This window comes from Caulobacter sp. GW821-FHT10E02, assembly GCF_059415225.1.
The window spans coordinates 404,131-421,661 of the sequence record NZ_JBWKMV010000005.1 but is presented as its reverse complement, the minus strand read 5'-3'; the positions used below and the strand labels follow the sequence as shown (position 1 = coordinate 421,661).

Sequence of the window (17,531 nt, the reverse complement as noted above, 5' to 3'; positions counted from 1 at the left end):
TTGACCCATCCGCCAACCAACCCGGAGGTCTTCGGCAGAGCCGGCAGCTTCTAAAGAAACCACCAGAACCAGTCAAGCTATTTTTCGAAGAAACTTCGAAGCTTTCCTGGGGCGAAATACTTGGAAGCTCTTGCGAACCTCTTCAGCATTTCTTGGAGGGCGGCTTCTAACGAAGCAGAACTCCCAGGTCAACCAACCTTTTCACTTTTGTTTTCTTGGAGGCCAGAGCCACTTCAGAGCGCAAAAGGTGACCGAGGCGCGCCGCTGGGGAGCGCCGTAAGTCAGAAGAGATTCGATTGAGGCTGCGGAACTTAGCGATCCACTTTCCAAAACGCAAGCCCCGAAGGCCAAGGTTTCGTCCGGTGGGCCGTGGCCCCGAAGCGAGGGGCGGCTTTTAGGGGCCGGTTCCCGACCCGGCAAGCGCGGAATCGCGGATTCATCCCCAGACGCACCATTCCTCTGTGTATGAACGACGTCATCCAGACTTGCTTCAAGGCCAAGCCTCGCTCAGAAGGCTGATCACTCTATAGAGCGCGCCCGTACGGACACGCCCCGCTACGCTTCCTACGTATAAGGTGACCGGCGTCCATGTTGTCCCAGAAGGCCCGTTACGCCCTGCGCGCGATGATCGAATTGGCGCGCGCGGATACCCAGGTCACCGCCGGCGAGCTGGCCGAGCGCGCCGACGCTCCCCGCAAGTTCCTGGAAGCCATTCTCCTGTCCCTCTCGCGCGAGGGCCTGGTGACCAGCCGGCGCGGCAAGTTCGGCGGCTATGTGCTGGGCCGCCCCGCGGAAGAGATCAGCTTCGCGGAGATCATCCGCCTGGTCGACGGCCCCCTGGCCCTGACCCCTTGCGTCAGCCGCACGGCCTTCCGCCGTTGCGAGGATTGCCGGGACCTGGCGACCTGCGCCCTGCGCGAGGCCCTGCTGCGGGCCCGCGACGCCACGGCCGCGGTGCTGGAAGGCTATAGCGTCGCCGACGCCGCCCAAGGCGCCGGGGCGGAACTGATCGAGGGCTGACCCCTCCCCTCTCTATATAAGAGACACGCGAACGCGGCCTCGCCGGCCCTTAAACTCGCGCCCAATAAAAATCGTACCCGATTTAATCGGAGCCCCTTGCACGTCCAAAACGGATACCCAATTAGCTCGGTACCGATGCAATCGGCATCGATACAGAGCGCACTGAAAGGGACATCACCATGACCGCCAAGATCATCGCCTCGAGCACCACCACCGTCACGGCCGGCCCCACGGGCGCCGCGCGCAGCAGCGACGGCTTCCTGGACATCAAGCTGCCGCAACCGCACCCGGCCGCCGAGAGCCTGTTCGGCGCGGCCTGGTCGACCTGCTATCTGGGCGCGCTGGAGCTGGCGGCCGGTCAACGCGGCCTGAAGCTGTCGGGTCAGTCGGTCGACACCCAGATCGCCCTGAACCACGCTGGCGGCACGACCTTCTTCCTGAGCGCCAACCTGAATGTCAGCCTGCCGGGCCTGGAGCGTGACGTCGCCGAGACGCTGATCGAAGCCGCGCACGCCATCTGCCCGTACTCGAAGGCGGTGCACGGCAATATCGACGTCGTGACGACCCTGGCCTAACCGCCAGACGACTTCCCAAGTCCCTGGGAGCGGCCGGCTGACCCGCCGGCCGCTTTCGGCGACACACTCTACTATAGAGAGACGTGTCAGCCGGCGGCGATATAGGCCTTCAGGCCCTCGGCCTCGGCCTGCGCCTCATTGATCTTGTACTTCACCAGGTCGCCGATCGAGATGATCCCGGCCAGCCGTCCGCTCCGCACCACCGGAAGGTGGCGGATCCGGCGATCGGTCATGCGCTCGAGCAGGGCGTCGATGGTCTCGTCCGGCTGGGCGAACACCACGCTGGTGCTCATGCAGGCGCTGATCGGCTTGGTCAGCGCGCCCGCGCCTTCCTTGGCGATCGCCCGGACGATGTCGCGTTCCGAGAGGATCCCGACCACCGCTTCCTCGCCGTCGACCACCACCATGGCCCCGACACGCCTTGTATGAAGCAAGGCCGCCGCCGCGCCGATGGTCTCCTGTGGGGAGGCCGTGAACACGAGATCGCCCTTGTCTTTCAGGATCTGAGAAACCAGCACTGCGCTTCTCCCTTATGTTCTTATAGAGAACGAGGGTCTCGCAAAGAGAGCGTGCAATCAATCAGTTTCGGGCGAACCGCCCACGCCGCGCACGGCCCAGCGGGCGAAGGGCTCGACCAGCAGCGCCCCGGCGATGAAGCCGACCAGCTGGCTTTCCCACGGCAGAGCGCCCGGCGGCAGGTTCAGCAGGGTGCTCATCACGGCCATGATCAGGTTGACGATCACCCAGCCCAGCGCCAGGGCCATGGCGCGCGGCGCGAACAGCACGCCCAGCGAGCCCGGCTCGTAGCCGAGCGTGCGCGAGGCGCCGCCCATCAAGCCGGCCACCGCCCCCGCCGCCCCGACGACCGGCGCTACCGATTCCGGCCGCACGATCGCGTAGCCGAGGCCCGCCAGGACGCCACAGGTCAGGTAGAAGAGGAAAAAGATGCCGCCTCCCCGACCATTTACGCCCATCAGTCGGGCCAGGGGCGCGCCGAAGGCCAGGGCGAAGATGGCGTTGAAGCCGGCGCCCGACAGGCTGGACGGCACGAACAGCGCGGTGACCAGGCCCGTCAGGCGTCCATGCCAGACGTCGTCCGGGATCAGGGCCAGCGACATCAGGGTCTCGTTCGACAGCCCCTTGATCACGAACCACGGCAACAGCACGACCCCCGCCACCACAAGGGCGGGCCAGGGAACGTTGAAGATCGGCTCGGGACGCTGGTCGCTCATGACCTTCTATCTAGGGCGCCCCGCGACGATTCGAACCACCCGCCAGTCCCTTGCCCAGCGCTTAACCATTTTTTCTCGACCTGGGGCCTACACGTCGATCTGTACCTTTTTGGCACGGGTGTTGCTTGCCGCTCCCCTGTCGACAGTTCGCGGAGCCGCCATGGCCTGGCATCGGAATAAGCAGTGGAGCGTCACGACGATCGTCGTCGCCGCCACGATCAGCTTCTGCGGAACCGCCGCGGCGCAGTCGATGTCGACCAACTCGGCCTCGTTCAACGCCGGTTACGGCCGCAGCGCCGGCCAGGAGAACCGCATGGTCGAGTATTCGACCCGCGATGTGAACGGCAACCGGGTGATCGTCGACGGCGTCATGCTGACCGGCTCGGACCAGAGCGTCTATTCCTCCAGCCGCAGCAACGGTTCGCTGGACGCCTATTCGGGCGTCGGCGGCATCGGCGGCTATGCCGGCTCGACCGCGATCGGCAACAACCTGACGGTCATCACCCAGGGCAACAACAACACGGTCATCGTCAATTCGAGCCAGGTGAACAACGGCAACGTCTCCGCCGGCTCGAACGTGGTGAAGGCGGGAACTCCGCAATGAACTTGAAGCGCACAGCTCTGGCCCTGGCCTTGATGGGCGCCACCGCGCTCGCGGGCTGCGGCAGCGTGCCGGTGGCCTCGACGGCCGGCAACTACGCCCAGCCGATCGGCAGCGCGCCGGTCACGGCCAACCCGACCGACTATTCGGCCGCCCTCGTCTGCCTGAACCAATATGCCCGCGCCAACCACGTGGCCGCCCCGCGCATCGCCATCGGCCGCATCGCCGACTACACCGGCAAGGAAGAGTCCGACGGTTCGGGCCGCAAGGTGACGCAAGGCGCATCGCTGATGGCCTTCTCGGCCTTCGCCAAGGCCGGCATGCCCATGGTCGAGCGCTTCGACACCTCGGTGTCGGAGTTCGAGCTGAAATACGCCAACAACAAGCTGATCTCGGACCGTCCGAACCCAGCGCCCGACGCGCCGGCGGACTACCGCAAGATCCTGGCCGGCCAGGTGCCGGGCTCGGACTTCTATGTGGTCGGCGGCATCACCGAGCTGAACTACAACATCCGCTCGGCCGGCGTGGACGCCTATGTCGGCGACAAGGCGACCGACGGCCTGAAGGGCAATTTCAAGCGCCGCGTCTTCATCATGAACGTCGCGATGGATCTGCGCCTGGTGAACACCCGCACGCTCGAAGTGGTGGATGTCATCTCGTACCAGAAGCAGGTCGTCGGCCGCGAAGTCAGCGCCGGCATCTTCGACCTTCTGGGCGGCACCCTCGTCGACATCTCGGGCGGCCGCGGGGCGCTGGAGCCCATGCAGCTGGCCGTGCGCGCCCTGATCGAGCGAGCCGCCGTCGAGATGAGCGCCAACCTCTACGGCATGCCCGGCCCGCAAAGCTGCCTGCGCTACGACCCGTTCGGCGACGCCACGGTCGGCCAGACCGGCGCCTTCACTCCGGCTTACGACAATCTGGGAACGAACAATGCGCAAACCCGCGACGACCCGTCTCGCTGGAACGCTAAGCGTGATCCCGATATTCGCGATTCTAAGCGCGGTCGTTACTAGCCCGGCGGCCTACGCCCAGCAGACGAGCCCGGTCCTCAACAACCAGATCAATCTGGGTGAGATCTTCTCGGAGCAGGCGCTGAACGTCCAGACGGTGACCGAAGGCGTCACCGCCAGCACCACCGCGCAGGCCAACGGCGTCTCGATCGGCGTGACCAACGCCGACGCCTCGGCGACCTCGAACCAGGAAAACCAGGGCAAGGTCTACGCCCACGGCATCGTGGACGTCGGCGCCGACGCCGGCGCGGCCTCGGCCGTGCGCACGACGGCGGTCGGCAATTCGGGCGCGATCAGCGCCTCGAACGGCACGGTCTCGGCCCGCGTCGTGCAGGTCAATTCCAACGAGGTCACCGCCCGCGGCCAGGTCGAGGCGGCCGACGCCTCGGCCAAGGACCTGACGGTCTCGACCCTGGCCATGGGCAACAGCCAGGGCGTCAATCTGGACAACGGCTCGGCCGGCGTGCGGATCAGCCAGTCGACCACGGCCAATGTGCTGGCCGACGGCGGGGCGATGGTCGGCTATGTCTCGGGGACCAGCGCGGTCACCGCGACCACAGCCGGCAACAACATCAATATCAGCGGCGGCAACCAGTCGGCCGTGCGCGCCATCACCGACCAGGCCAATACGGCCGAGGTGACCCAGGCCAGCAAGTTCACCGCCTATGGCAACAGCTACCTGTCGGCGACGGTGGCGACGGCGACCGGCAACAACCTGGCGGTCCAGAACGAGGGGCCGCTGGCGGACGTGACGTCCAACCAGTGGAACACCTCGTACGTGCGCGGCCAGGCCGAGGGCACCTCGTACCTTTACGGCGCGGCCCAGACGAGCGCCTACGCGGCCGGCAACTCCTCGCAGGTCAACAATGTCGGCGCCGAGCTGACCCTGGACAACCTGCAGACCAACACCGGGGGCGGCGTCGAGGCAGTCGCTAGCTTCGGCGGCCAGGACGGCTACGACACGGTGACCACCGCCACGGCCATGGGCAATGCGGTGACGGGTTACGCCTGCTCCAAGTGCAGCGGGCGCATGACCGTCACCAACAACCAGACCAACAGCGCCGACATCGGGGCCAGCTCCAGCACCACGGTCAATTCCGGCCGTCAGGTGACGGGCGTCTCGACCGCGATCGGCAACAACGCCAGCTTCAACGTCAGCGCCCCAGGCTACTAGGCCTTCACGGCGCGATGCAGCTTGTGCATGTCGTCGCGCCGCAGTCCGCCGATCGTGGCGGCGACGCTGGCGGCGAACGCGCTGGTCAGCGCACCGATGCCTAGGAACAGCGAGATCTGCGCGGCGATCTGGCCGGCCCGGATCGTTTCGGCCGCCGTCAGCTCACCGACCGGCGCTGCCGGGGTGTGAGCGGTCAGCGCGCCTAGCACCAGCAGACCGACGATACTGGCCGCCCAGGCCAGCAGGCCGTGCGCGGTGTCGCGGAAATAGGTCTCGTGATCGTGGATGTGCAGCCACTTGGTGCGCAGCCGTCCGGCGATATAGCCGCCCAGCATGCTGGCCAACACCTGGAAGGCGACGAACACCGCGCCGATGGTCGGCGAGAAGTCGTTGGCCTCCAGGCCGGCCGGCCAGCGCGGCGCCATCTTCAGGCCGAAGCCCGCGCCCAGCGTCACCAGCACGAAAAGCAGCGCGATGGTCGCGGCGGCGCCGGCCCAGATCGCATCCCAGCTGACCGCCGACTGATGTTCGTCGGGGATTTCCGAGGTCGAGAGTTCATAGGCCATGACAGGCTCCTCGGCTCAGAAGTGATGGGTGCAGAAGGCCAGGAGGAGGATGATGGGGAGCGGCACCCCAAGCAGCATCAGCAGGATCGATCGCATCGCGTAAGCCCCTTGCTCGTGAACGGAGGGCGCACAGCTGCGCCTTGCCTCGGTGAACGAAGCCGTCGAGTTGGGGTTCCGGTTTATGTGTGGGCCGTCAGGCCTGGACGCCGTCCAGGTTCCGTTCGCCCGTCGCCTCGTCCAGGCGGCCGTCGGCCCACAGGGCGATCTTCAGCAGCAGCTCGCGCGGGCTGATCGGCTTGCCGACGTGGTCGTCCATGCCGCTGGCCCGGTAGAAGGCGATCTGGTCGGGCAGGACGTTGGCGGTTAAAGCGATGATGGGGGTCAGGCCCGTCTCGCCCGGCATCGCCCGGATCGCCCGGGTGGCGGCCAGGCCGTCCATGCGCGGCATCTGCACGTCCATCAGCACCAGATCGTAGCCGCCCGAGGCCACGGCCTCGACCGCCGCCAGGCCGTCGGCGACCACATCGACCTCATGACCCATGGCGCGGACCAGCGTGCCGATCAGCTCGCGATTGGCCTCATTGTCGTCGGCGACCAGCAGGTTCAGCGGCCGTGACAGCGCCTGCGGGGCGTCGGGCTCGCGGCGTTCGGGGGCGACAGCCAGCGGCAGGTCCAGCACGCACCAGAAGCGCGCGCCCTGGCCGGCGATGCTGTCGACGCCGATCTCGCCGCCCATCAGCTCGACGATCTCCTTGCTGATCGCTAGGCCAAGCCCGGTGCCGCCGAACTTGCGCGACACCTCGGGGCCGGCTTGAGCGAAGCGGTCGAAGACCAGGTCCAGCATGGCTTCCGGCACGCCGACACCGGTGTCGGAAACGGCCAGCTCAAGCCGCGCGAAGCCCGCCGCCGCGCCGCTCCGCCGCGTGGCGCTCAGCACCACCGAGCCGGCGCGGGTGAACTTCACGGCGTTGCCCAGGAAATTGACCAGCACCTGGCGCAGGCGATCGCCGTCGCCTTCCAGCCAGTCGGGGCAGGACGGGTCGATGTCGAGCTTGAGGTCCAGGCCCTTGGCGCCGGCCTGGGCCTCGAAGATGCCGGCGGCCGTGCCCAGCAGGGCGCGCAGCTCGAACGGCCGGGTCTCCAGATCGACCCCGCCGGCCTCCAGCTTCGAGAAGTCGAGGACGTCGTTCAGGGTGTCCAGCAGCACGACCCCGGCGTCGCGGATGCGCGCCAGGCGGCGGCGCTGCTCGGCGTCCAGGGGCGAGGCGTCCAGCAGGTCGGTAAAGCCCAGGATGCTGGTCAGCGGCGTGCGCAGCTCGTGGGACATGTTGGCCAGGAAGTCCTGGCGCGCCGCCATGGCCGTCTCGGCCCGCTCACGGGCCTCGGCCAGAGCGGACTGGGCCTCAACCTCCTCGGTGATGTCGGTCTCGTTGACCAGCACGCAGGGATCGCCGGTGACGGGATCTGGCGTGCGGCGGGCGGCCAGGCCATGCCAGCGCTCACCCTGGGCGGTGATCACGCGGTAGGCGCCCTCGACCGCCTCGCCGGCCAGGGCCGATGCCCACAGCGCGCCGCCGGCGTCGCCGTTGGCGAAGATCTCGGCGAAGCGGATGCGCTCGCCCGGATAGTTGGCCATGGCGGCGGGGTTGCCGAACACGCGGAAGCCGTCGGCGTCGTACAGCGACACCAACGCGCTGGTGTGGCGCAGGGCCTCCACGGCGCGGTGTTCCTCGGCCTCGGTCGCGACGGGCGCGCCCTCCAGCAGCAAGGCGGGGCCGCCGTCCGGCAGCACGATGCGCGAGATGGTGGTCTGCACCGTGACCGGCGCGCCGTTGGGATAGAAGGTCCAGCGCTCCTCGACGGCCGCGCCGCCCTCGATGCGCTTGGCGATGTCCTCCATGCGCACGCGCACGGCGGGAGACTGGTCGGAGAAGTCGCGGGCCAGCAGTTCGTCCAGCGAGGCCGCGCCCCACAGCTCTACCGCCGCGCGGTTGGCGTAGACCTTGCGCTTGCGGACGTCGTCGAACACCCAGATGGGCCGACGCAGGCCGTCGAAGCCCAGGCCGAGAAACGCGGGAACATCAGAAGCAGCAATGTTTTGCGCATTCCACGTCAAGGCGAGTACTTGTGCTCCGTAAGGTCGGGTTCGTAGCAAGGTCACGCTTGGCGAGCCGTTAACGGGAGAATTTGTCGCAGTCGGAGATCGTCGTTCCTTGATCTCGGTCAAACCGAGGCCGACGCCAGACTGAGCCGTGATTTTGACGTTTCCTCGACGCTGGGCCTGCTATACGCCCCTCAATTCCGCGACATACCGCCGCTCCCCAGTAGTCAGAAGATCATGGCATCCCCGACCCGCGCGCCCGTCCTCGCCCTCAAGGACGTCCGTCTCGCCGATGGCGCCAAGCCTCTGTTCGACGGCGTCGACCTGGCCCTGGAGCCGCGCGTCCGCGCCTGCCTGGTCGGCCGCAACGGCGCGGGCAAGTCCACCCTGCTGAAGATCCTGGCCGCCCAGGGCGTCGAGCCCGACAGCGGCGAACGCGCCGTGCAGCCGGGCGCCAAGATCATCTTCGTCAGCCAGGAGCCGGAGATCACCGGCGACACCCTGCTGGACTACTGCACCGCCGGCGGCGCCGAGGACTATGAGGCGCAGGCCGCGCTGGCCGACTTCGGCCTGGATCCGGAGAAGGGCACGCAAGGCCTGTCGGGCGGCGAGAAGCGCCGCGCCGCCCTGTCGCGCGCCTTCGCCGAGCAGCCCGACGTGCTGCTGCTGGACGAGCCGACCAACCACTTGGACATCTTCGCGATCCAGACGCTGGAAGAGGAGCTGGCCAATTCCAAGTGCGCCGCCCTGATCGTCAGCCACGATCGCGCCTTCCTGAACCGCGTCACCCAGCGCACCTTCTGGCTGGAGCACCGCAAGGTGCGCCGCCTGGACAAGGGCTTCGGCGAGTTCGAGGTCTGGAGCGAACAGGTGCTGGCCGCCGAGGCCGACGAGGAGCGCCGCCTGAACAAGGTGCTGGAACGCGAAAACGCCTGGCTGGCGCGCGGCGTCCAGGGCCGCCGGGCCCGCAACGAAGGCCGCCGCCGCGCCCTGATGGACCTGCGCAATCAGAAGAAGGACCTGCAGGGCGACAAGCGCGGCTCGATGTACATGGCCATCGAGACCGCCGCGACCTCGGGCAAGAAGGTCATCGAGGCCAAGCACCTGACCAAGAAGTTCGGCGATCGCGTGATCGTCGAGGACTTCTCGACCCGCATCATGCGCGGCGACCGCGTCGCCCTGGTCGGCCCCAACGGCGCCGGCAAGACCACGCTGGTCCGCCTGCTGCTGGGCGAACTGGAGCTGGACGCCGGCTCGGTGAAGCTCGGCACCAATCTCGAGGTCTCGTATATCGACCAGGGCCGCATGGCGCTGTCGGACAAGATCACCCTGTGGGACTTCCTGACCCCCGGCGGCGGCGACTCCATTCTGGTGCGCGGCCAGCCCAAGCACGTGGCCGGCTACGCCAAGGACTTCCTGTTCACCGACGCCCAGCTGCGCCAGCCGGTGACCAGCCTGTCGGGCGGCGAGCGCAACCGCCTGCTGCTGGCCCGGGCCCTGGCCAATCCCACGAACCTGATGGTGCTGGACGAACCGACCAACGATCTCGACATGGACACGCTGGACCTGCTGGAGGACCTGCTGGCCGACTTCGACGGCACGCTGATCCTGGTCAGCCACGACCGTGACTTCATCGACCGCCTGGCCACCTCGACCATCGCCATGAACGGTCACGGCAAGGTGCTGGAGACTCCCGGCGGCTGGAGCGACCTGATCGACCAGAGCCCCGACTTCTTCAAGGGCGCGCGCGGGGCCAATGTCGGCGCGTCGTTCACGCCCGTGGCCCGCGCCACCAAGGGCGCCGCGCCGGCGCCCGCCCCCGTCGCGGCTCCGCCCAAGAAGGCCGGCAAGCTGACCTTCAAGGACCAGCGCCGCCTGGAAGAGTGCGAGGCCCTGATCGCCAAGAGCCCGGCCATCATCGCCGGCTTCGAGAAGACCCTGGCCGACTCGACCCTCTACAGCCGCGATCCCGCCGCGTTCGACAAGACCATGAAGGCCCTGGACAAGGCCCGCGCCGACCTGGAGCAGGCCGAGCTGGAATGGCTGGAGCTGGAAGAGAAGAAGGAAGGCCTGGCCGGCTGATCGGCCAGACCTCCGCCAGACGTCCGTATGCGGCGGAATGCCGCATACGGGCACAAACGCCTTTGCCTTAACCCGTTGTGGGTCTTCGCCCTTCAGCCTAAGGGCGTGGACACGCGTGGGGCGGCGATACATGGCTTTTTCGATAGGCGTCGCTGACGCCTCCGACCGCGACGATGGTCGCCAGAACCGCATGCTCGCGGGCCTGGCGCTGGCCTATGTCGCCCTGTTCCTGTTCAGCGACCTCCTGACCCGCGACGCCAAGGGCATGCCGGCGCTGTGGCCTGTCAACGCCCTGGTCGCCGCGGGCCTGCTGCGGCTGTCGCCCAAGCGCCAGGCGATCCTGTGGGCGGTCAGCATCGCCACCATCATCATCACCCACCGCTGGGTCGGCGACGCCTGGCCGCTGGTGGCGATCTACGCCGTGACCGACTGCGCCGAGGCCGTGCTGACCACGCTGGTCGCCGATCGCGTCACGCGCGGCCGGGCCGCCCTGCGCAGCGTGCGCCAGGCGCTGATGCTGATCGCGGCGGTCCTGCCGATCACCGTCGGCATGGCCTGTATCGGCGCGGGACTGGCCAGCATCCTGCTGAACCAGGCCTTCTGGCCTTTCTTCCGCGACTGGGCGCTGTGCACCTCGCTGGGCATGGCCATCACCCTGCCCGCCACCCTGGTGATCCTGGAGCCGCGCCGCGCGGGCGACCCACGCCTGCGTCCGCCGCACGTCCAGGCCGGCCTCTACCTGCTGGTCGCCGCGTGCACGGCCCTGGCCTTCGTCCGCCACGGCCCGCCGATGCCGTTCCTGATCTTCCCGGCCGCTATGCTGGCGGCGTTCCAAATGGGGCCGCGCGGTGCGGCCTGGAGCGCGGCCATCGTCATGGTCGTCGGCGCGCCCCTGACCATCCTGTTCACCAACGACGCCATCTTCACGGTCGGCTGGACCCAGCCCGAGCGCATCCGCCTGGTCCAGGCCTTCGTCACCGCCCTGTTCATGACCTGCCTGGCCTCGGCCCTGTCGCTGCACCGCGAGGACCGGCTGAAGGCCCTGATGGCCCGCCGCAGCGCCGTGGCTCGCGCCGCCCGCGCCCGCGCCCAGGCCGCCAGCCAGGCCAAGAGCGAGTTCCTGGCCACCATGAGCCACGAGATCCGCACGCCGCTGAACAGCATCCTGGGCTTCGCCGACCTGCTGGGCGCCACCGAGCCGCTGACGCCGGAGGGCCGCCGCAAGGTCGACCTGATCGCCGGGGCCGGCGACAGCCTGGTCACCCTGGTCGACGACATCCTCGACTTCTCGCGGCTGGAAGCCGGCCGCATCAAGCTGAACCCTTCCCCGGTCCAGCCCGCCGCCCTGCTGCGCCAGGTGGTCGAGATCGTCGCGCCCGAAGCCGCCGCAAAGGGCCTGGCCCTGACCGTCGCGATCGACACCGACGAGGCCGCCGCCCACGCGCTGGACGAAAGCCGCCTGCGCCAGGTGCTGCTGAACCTGCTGAACAACGCCGTGAAGTTCACCCCGGCCGGCGGCGTCACCGCCCGCCTGGCGATCAGCGGCGAAACCCTGCGTTTCGAGATCACCGACACCGGCGTCGGCGTCGCGGCCGAGCACCAGCCGCGCCTCTTCCAGCGCTTCTACCAGGCCGACGGCTCGATCAGCCGCACCTTCGGCGGCGCGGGGCTGGGCCTGGCGATCTGCAAGGCGCTGGTCGAGCTGATGGGCGGCCAGATCGGCGTCGACAGCGAACTGGCCCGCGGCTCGACCTTCTGGGTGACCCTGCCCGCCGCGCCGGTTGCGGCCGCCCCTGTCTCGGACGGCGAGGAAGCCCCCGCCAGCGCCGCCCGCATCCTGCTGGTCGACGACCACCCGATGAACCGCGAGCTGGGCTCGGCCATGCTGGTCCTGGCCGGCTGCGACGTCCACCTGGCCGAGGATGGCGACGAGGCCGTCCGCATCGCCGCCGCCCACGACTTCGACGTCATCCTGATGGACATCCACATGCCGCGCATGGACGGGGTGGCGGCGACCGTGGCCATCCGCGCCCTGGAAGGTCCGCGCGGCCGCACGCCGATCATCGCCCTGACCGCCGACGTCATGCCTCAGCAGGTCGAGCGCTGCCGCCGCGCCGGCATGGTCGATCACATCGCCAAGCCGATCGACCGCGACACCCTCTACCGCGTGGTCGACCACTGGCTGACGCGCGCGCCCGCCGCGGCCTGACGCGGTGCAACCCTAAGACCATCACCCTCTTGAATTGTGGGTATGGCCATGCATTGTCAGGGCGCTCGCTCTCAGCCTCTGCAAATACAATCGCTTAGGGGTGTCAGCGCCGCTCGGGCGTCCTGCGGCCAAACGACACATCGGGCGATAAGCCGGCAACCGGGCCGCGCGCGGGCGTATTGAAGGTGACGCCGTCGTCAGGAAAGGCTCCTGAACCACGGTAAGTCCAGGCGTTGTCTTCCGAACCCGCTTCGGCCGCCGACGCTCGACCTTTGGGGGGTTGGAAACGGCATGCCGCACAGGCTGGCCCAGCAGGAACAACGACGGCAGACCGCCTTGTTGGTGGGCCTGTCCATCGCCATCGTCGCCAGCCTGGCCTTCAGCGATTATCTGAGCCGCTCCCTGCTCGGCGTCGCCGCCTTCTGGCCGGCCAACGCCCTGCTGGCCGCCGGCCTGGTCACCCTGGCCGGATCGCGGCGGATCTCGCTGACCACCGTTTTCGTCGTCTTCCACCTGGCCTTCGATCTGTTGGTCGGCGACGACCCCGTCCGCGCCCTGCTCAACACCGGCATCGATACGCTGGAGGCCGTGGCCGTCTGGGCCGTGGCCCTGCGCATCTGGGGCAGCACGCCGCGCATCCGCACCCTGCGCTCGCTGGTCATGCTGCCGGCCGTCACCACCCCGATCGCGGCCGGCGCGGCCATTCTCTGCGCGGGCGTCGTCAGCCTGACCACCGGCGAGCCCTTCTGGCGCGGCCTGGTCGACTGGTTCCTGCGCGACGCCCTGGGCCTGGCCATCGCCCTGCCCGCGACCCTCGTTTTGATCGACGCCGAGCACCGCCGCTCGTTCCACCGGACCTGGCGCGAGCACCTGGCCCTGATGTTCGGCGTGGCGGCCGTCACCCTGCTGTGCGCCCATCCGGCCTCGGGCCTGCCGCCGTTCCTGATCTTCCCGGTCGCCCTGGCCACCGCCTATCGCCTGGGCGCGCGCGGCGCGGCCATGGCCTCGCTGGTGGTGGCGGTGATCACCCTGCCGGTCGCCATGGCCGGCGGCTCGCCGCGCTTCAACGCCATCCTCGGCCCCGTCGCCCAGGCGCGGACCATCCAGGTGTTCATCCTGGTGCTGTTCTACACCTGCCTGGCGGCGGGCCTGGCCTTGGCCCAGCAGGACCGGCTCAAGCGCCTGCTGCTGCGCCGCGAGCAGCTGACCCGCGCCGCCCGTGGACGCGCCCTAGCCGCCACCGAGGCCAAGACCGAGTTCCTGGCCACCATGAGCCACGAGATCCGCACGCCGCTGAACAGCGTGCTCGGCTTCGCCCAGTTGCTGGCCGCGCGCGACGACCTGCCGCCCGACGCCCGCCGGCAGGTCAACCTGATCGACAGCGCTGGCGCGGCCCTGCTGACCGTGGTCAACGACATCCTCGACTTCTCGCGGGTCGAGGCCGGCCAGATCGAGCTCCTGCCTCAGCCGACCTCGGCCGCCGGGCTGATGCGCGACACCGTGGCGATCATGGCGCCCGAGGCCCGCGCCAAGGGCCTGACCCTGGACCTGGAGATCGTCGATCCGGTCGACGCCCTGCATGACCTGGACGCCGACCGCCTGCGCCAGGTGCTGATCAACCTGCTCAACAACGCCGTGAAGTTCACCGACGAGGGCCGCATCGACGTGCGCCTGGTCGTCGAGCCCGGCGACCTCGAGGACCGCCTGCGGGTCGAGGTCATCGACACTGGCGTCGGCATCGACCTGGACAAGCAGGCCCTGCTGTTCCAGCGCTTCTCCCAGGCCGACAGCTCGATGAGCCGGCTGCACGGCGGGGCGGGCTTAGGGTTGGCCATCTGCCGGGCGCTGGTGGACGTGATGGGCGGCAAGATCGGCGTCGACAGCGTGCCCGGCCGCGGCTCGTGCTTCTGGATCGACCTTTCGGCCCCGACCGTCGATCCGATCGCCGCGCCTGAGCGCCCCAAGGCCTCGAAACCCGGCGCGGCCAAGATCCTGATCGTCGACGACCACCCGATCAATCTGGAGATCGGCGCGGCCCTGCTGACCCTGGTCGGCTGCGAGGTCGACGTCGCCGAGAACGGCAAGGAGGCCGTCGAGCGCGCCCAGACCGGCGACTACGACATCATCCTGATGGACATCCACATGCCGCAGATGGACGGCTTGCAGGCGACGCGGGCGATCAAGGCGCTGCCGGGACGTCCGGGCAAGGCCCCGATCATCGCCATGAGCGCCGACGCCCTGCCCCGCCAGGTCGAGCGCTGCTACGCCGCCGGCATGGTCGACCACATCGCCAAGCCCATCCAGCGCGAGGTGCTGTACGCCAAGGTCGAGCGCTGGCTGAACCACAGCAAGGCGGAAGCTCAAGCGCACTAGCCGCGCGGCCAAGTCCTGCTTAACTTCCCGGCGAACACCCCCGGGGAGCCTCGACATGCAGCGCCGCGCCTTTGCCACTCTGGGCCTGATGGCCCTGCTCGCCGCCTGCTCTCCCGCCAAGAAAGACGCCGCCCCCGCCGGCGAGACCAAGCTGAAGCTGGCCACCGACTGGCGGGCCGAGGCCGAGCTGGGCGGCTACTACCAGGCGCTGGCGACCGGCGAGTACAAGAAGCGCGGCCTGGACGTGACCCTGATCCAGGGCGGCCCGGCGGTGAACGTGCCCCAGCTGCTGGCCACCGGCGCGGTCGATGTCGGCGTCGGCTCCAACAGCTTCATCGTCATGAACCTGGCCAAGGAGAACGCACCGGTCAAAGCCGTGGCGGCCTTCATGCAGAAGGACCCGCAGGTGCTGATCGCCCACCCTGATCAGGGCATCAACGGCATCGCCGACATGAAGGGCCGGCCGATCCTGCTGTCGGACGCCTCGATCACCGCCTTCTGGGTCTGGCTGAAGGCCAAGTACCAGTTCAGCGACGACCAGGTCCGCAAGTACAACTACTCGTCCGCGCCGTTCCTCGCCGACAAGCGGGTGATCCAGCAGGGCTACGCCACCAGCGAGCCGTACCTCATCGAGAAGGAAGGCAAGATCAAGCCGGCGGTGTTCCTGCTGGCCGACAGCGGCTATCCGGCCTACGCCTCGATGGCCCTGGTCCCCGACAGTCTGATCGCCAAGAACCCGGCGGCCGTGCAGGCCTTCGTCGAGGCCACGGCAGCGGGCTGGACCTCTTACCTCTACGGCGACGCCAAGCCAGGCGACGCGGCGATCCTCAAGGACAATCCGGAGATGACCCAGGACGTCCTCGACCAGGCCCGCGAGAAGATGCGTAGCTACGGCATCGTCGGGAAGGACGGCGAGGTCGGCCAGATGACCGACGCCCGCTGGGCCGAGTTCTTCAAGGTCGCGTCCGAGCAGGGCGTCTATCCCAAGGACATGGACTTCAAGAAGGCCTACACGCTGCAGTTCCTGCCCAAGGGCCAATGACCTCTATCGCTGCTCTCGAAGGCGTCGAGGTCGACTACGCCCGGGGCCGCGCCCTGGGGCCGGTCGACCTGGCCCTCGCGCCCGGCGAGATCGTCGCCCTGGTCGGACCGTCGGGCTGCGGCAAGTCCACGGCCCTGCGGCTGCTGGCGGGCCTCGAAGCGCCGACGCGCGGAACCGTGACCCGCGCCGCCGGCAAGGGCGAGACCTCGGTCGTCTTCCAGGCCCACACCCTGGCGCCCTGGCTGTCGGCGCGGGACAATGTCGCCCTGCCGCTGGAGCTGGCTGGCATGGCCAAGGGCCAAGCCCGCGCCGCCGCCGACGAGGCCCTGAGCAAGGTCGGCCTCGCCGCCGCGCTCACCGCCCGCCCCGCCCAGCTGTCGGGCGGCATGGCCATGCGCGCGTCGCTGGCCCGCGCATTGGTCACCCGCCCCCGTCTGCTGCTGCTGGACGAGCCCTTCGCCGCGCTGGACGAGATCACCCGCCGCGCCCTGGCCGACGACGTCCTCGCCCTGGCCGCCGCGCTGAAACCCGCCGCCGTCTTCGTGACCCACAATGTCGAGGAGGCCGTCTACATGGCCGCCCGCGTCGTGGTCATGACCCCCGGTCCCGGCCTGATCGCCGGCGAGGTCGCCATCGACGGGCCGGTCGTGCGTCCGCCGGGCTTCCGCATCACGGAGCCCTTCCGCGCCGCCGCTGAGGCGGTGTCGACCCTGCTGGCGCGAGCGACGGAGCGCGCCGCGTGAAGCGCATCCTGGCCCCGCTGATCCTGATCGCCGTCCTGCTGGGCGGCTGGGAGATCGCCTGCCGCGTCCTGGCGGTCCCGTCCTACCTGCTGCCCACGCCCAGCACGATCGCGGCGGCGTTCGCGGGATCGTGGAAGCTGCTGCTGGCCTCGGCCTGGGCGACGCTGTCGACGGCCTTGCTGGCCCTGGTCATCGCCAGCCTGATCGCCTGCGCCCTGGCCCTGGCCGTCAGCCTGAACGGCCTGCTGGAGGACGCCGTCCGGCCGATCGCCGTGACCCTACAGGTGACGCCGCTGGTGGCCATCGCGCCGCTGGTCACCATCTGGGCCGGCATCGACCACCCGGAGCGGGCGGTGATCGGCCTGGCCGCCGTGGTGGCCTTCTTCCCGATCTTCTCCGGCGCGCTGACCGGGCTGAAGGCGGTCGATCCGGACCTCTCCCGCCTGTTCGATCTCTACGGCGCCAATCCCTGGCAGCGCCTGGTCCGCCTGCGCCTGCCGTCGGCTGTCCCCGCCCTGCTGGAAGGACATAAGGTCGCAGCCGGCCTGGCCGTCATCGGCGCGGTCGTCGCCGAGTTCGTGGCCGGCTCCGGCGGGGCCCAAGGCCTGGCTTGGCGGATTCTGGAGGCCTACAATCGTCTGCAGACGGCCAAGGTGTTCGCCGCCCTGGTGACCCTCGCCGTGCTGGGCGTCGTGCTCCATACCCTGATGGAGTTCCTGGAGCGTCGGCTTCTGGACTCTTGGCGCGGACGTTAGCCCAAGATTAAGCGACGCGGCCTACGACAGGGGTTCAATAACTTCCGC

Annotated in this window: 15 protein-coding genes; 11 read left to right on the top strand and 4 right to left on the bottom strand. The window is 68.9% G+C overall.

The window, feature by feature from the left end; all coding sequences use genetic code 11:
* Window positions 1–588 precede the first annotated feature (588 nt).
* Window positions 589–1,020: an RrF2 family transcriptional regulator gene (locus tag AC07NI_RS24670; RefSeq protein ID WP_494624060.1), complete on the top strand. Its 432-nt coding sequence runs from the start codon at window positions 589–591 to the stop codon at window positions 1,018–1,020.
* 179 nt (window positions 1,021–1,199) lie between these two features.
* The gene (locus AC07NI_RS24665) at window positions 1,200–1,595 is read left to right on the top strand and encodes an Ohr family peroxiredoxin (RefSeq protein WP_494624058.1); all 396 of its coding nucleotides are present in this window, start codon (window positions 1,200–1,202) and stop codon (window positions 1,593–1,595) included.
* An 86-nt stretch (window positions 1,596–1,681) separates the two neighbouring features.
* Here the strand turns inward: AC07NI_RS24665 and AC07NI_RS24660 are convergent, their stop codons facing one another.
* Window positions 1,682–2,113 carry a CBS domain-containing protein gene (locus AC07NI_RS24660; RefSeq protein WP_494624056.1) on the bottom strand — a complete coding sequence of 144 codons (432 nt, stop codon included), beginning with the start codon at window positions 2,111–2,113 and terminating at the stop codon, window positions 1,682–1,684.
* 57 nt (window positions 2,114–2,170) lie between these two features.
* A complete protein-coding gene (locus AC07NI_RS24655) occupies window positions 2,171–2,827 on the bottom strand; it encodes a rhomboid family intramembrane serine protease (protein WP_494624054.1) in 657 nt (218 codons plus the stop codon).
* A gap of 160 nt (window positions 2,828–2,987) precedes the next feature.
* On the opposite strand from AC07NI_RS24655, the gene hfaA reads away from it, so the two are divergent.
* From hfaA to hfaD, 3 genes are read left to right on the top strand one after another with little or no spacing between them, the layout of a single operon-like run.
* On the top strand, window positions 2,988–3,431 hold the full coding sequence (gene hfaA / locus AC07NI_RS24650; protein ID WP_494624053.1) for a holdfast anchoring protein HfaA: 444 nt from the start codon (window positions 2,988–2,990) through the stop codon (window positions 3,429–3,431).
* Window positions 3,428–4,441, top strand: coding sequence for a holdfast anchoring protein HfaB (hfaB, locus tag AC07NI_RS24645; RefSeq protein ID WP_494624051.1), 1,014 nt, complete (start codon window positions 3,428–3,430; stop codon window positions 4,439–4,441). Before hfaA ends, hfaB begins: the two co-directional genes overlap by 4 nt.
* Window positions 4,359–5,612 (top strand): holdfast anchor protein HfaD, encoded by a 1,254-nt coding sequence (hfaD, locus tag AC07NI_RS24640; protein WP_494624049.1) that lies wholly within the window; start codon window positions 4,359–4,361, stop codon window positions 5,610–5,612. Before hfaB ends, hfaD begins: the two co-directional genes overlap by 83 nt.
* Here the strand turns inward: hfaD and AC07NI_RS24635 are convergent.
* The gene (locus AC07NI_RS24635) at window positions 5,609–6,178 is read right to left on the bottom strand and encodes a hypothetical protein (protein WP_494624047.1); all 570 of its coding nucleotides are present in this window, start codon (window positions 6,176–6,178) and stop codon (window positions 5,609–5,611) included. The genes hfaD and AC07NI_RS24635 overlap by 4 nt on opposite strands.
* A gap of 193 nt (window positions 6,179–6,371) precedes the next feature.
* Window positions 6,372–8,207, bottom strand: a complete 1,836-nt coding sequence (locus tag AC07NI_RS24630; protein ID WP_494624045.1) for an ATP-binding protein — start codon at window positions 8,205–8,207, stop codon at window positions 6,372–6,374.
* 309 nt (window positions 8,208–8,516) lie between these two features.
* Here AC07NI_RS24630 and AC07NI_RS24625 point away from each other — a divergent pair, with 309 nt between their 5' ends.
* The 6 genes from AC07NI_RS24625 (at window position 8,517) to AC07NI_RS24600 (ending at window position 17,483) form a co-directional block, all read left to right on the top strand.
* The gene (locus AC07NI_RS24625; RefSeq protein ID WP_494624043.1) at window positions 8,517–10,361 is read left to right on the top strand and encodes an ABC-F family ATP-binding cassette domain-containing protein; all 1,845 of its coding nucleotides are present in this window, start codon (window positions 8,517–8,519) and stop codon (window positions 10,359–10,361) included.
* Between the two features lie 130 nt (window positions 10,362–10,491).
* The gene (locus tag AC07NI_RS24620; RefSeq protein WP_494624041.1) at window positions 10,492–12,570 is read left to right on the top strand and encodes an ATP-binding protein; all 2,079 of its coding nucleotides are present in this window, start codon (window positions 10,492–10,494) and stop codon (window positions 12,568–12,570) included.
* A gap of 291 nt (window positions 12,571–12,861) precedes the next feature.
* Window positions 12,862–14,943, top strand: coding sequence for a hybrid sensor histidine kinase/response regulator (locus AC07NI_RS24615; protein ID WP_494624039.1), 2,082 nt, complete (start codon window positions 12,862–12,864; stop codon window positions 14,941–14,943).
* A gap of 55 nt (window positions 14,944–14,998) precedes the next feature.
* Entirely contained in the window at window positions 14,999–15,985 is a 987-nt protein-coding gene (locus AC07NI_RS24610) for an ABC transporter substrate-binding protein (RefSeq protein ID WP_494624037.1), read from the top strand.
* The gene (locus AC07NI_RS24605) at window positions 15,982–16,728 is read left to right on the top strand and encodes an ABC transporter ATP-binding protein (RefSeq protein WP_494624035.1); all 747 of its coding nucleotides are present in this window, start codon (window positions 15,982–15,984) and stop codon (window positions 16,726–16,728) included. The genes AC07NI_RS24610 and AC07NI_RS24605 overlap by 4 nt, the downstream gene beginning before the upstream one ends.
* On the top strand, window positions 16,725–17,483 hold the full coding sequence (locus tag AC07NI_RS24600) for an ABC transporter permease (protein ID WP_494624033.1): 759 nt from the start codon (window positions 16,725–16,727) through the stop codon (window positions 17,481–17,483). The genes AC07NI_RS24605 and AC07NI_RS24600 overlap by 4 nt, the downstream gene beginning before the upstream one ends.
* Window positions 17,484–17,531 lie beyond the last annotated feature (48 nt).